This window comes from Bowmanella dokdonensis (genome assembly GCF_017254865.1).
Taxonomy (GTDB): Bacteria; Pseudomonadota; Gammaproteobacteria; order Enterobacterales; family Alteromonadaceae; genus Bowmanella; species Bowmanella dokdonensis.
The window spans coordinates 1-408 of the sequence record NZ_JAFKCV010000126.1 but is presented as its reverse complement, the minus strand read 5'-3'; the positions used below and the strand labels follow the sequence as shown (position 1 = coordinate 408).

Genomic DNA, 408 nt, shown 5'->3' with positions numbered 1-408 from the left:
CCACCTAGAGCGGGACCATTCAATTTAATTGGTTACTCATGGGGCGCTGTGATTGCTGCCAGAACAGCACTTCATTATGCTAGCTTGGGAGTGAAAATCGATTATTTAGCTTTGATAGGTGCGCCGATAAATCAAAGCTTGCTGCACGCGCTTAGAATCAATCATTCAATCAAAAAAATGATTATTGTTGACCTTCAGGAACACGGCGACCCTATTTATGCAGGTATAAGCGATATTGAACTGATTCAAGCGGTACCAACATTGGCCTCTCAAATGGGGGATGGTAAAGGGGACGGACATTTTTACTATGCAGTCGAGAACGGGGAAGGGCAAGTACGCCGAAAGTTGCTTGCAGAAAAACTCTATCGAGAAGGACTGCGTTGATGAGAGTTTTACGAAGTCTGATAG

The 408-nt window shown here is 44.4% G+C and carries 1 protein-coding gene; it reads left to right on the top strand.

What is annotated here, in order from left to right; translation table 11 throughout:
* Window positions 1–384, top strand: a 384-nt coding sequence (locus tag J0A66_RS21860; RefSeq protein WP_206575956.1) for a thioesterase domain-containing protein, incomplete at its 5' end; no start/stop codon positions are given.
* Between the last annotated feature and the right edge of the window lie 24 nt (window positions 385–408).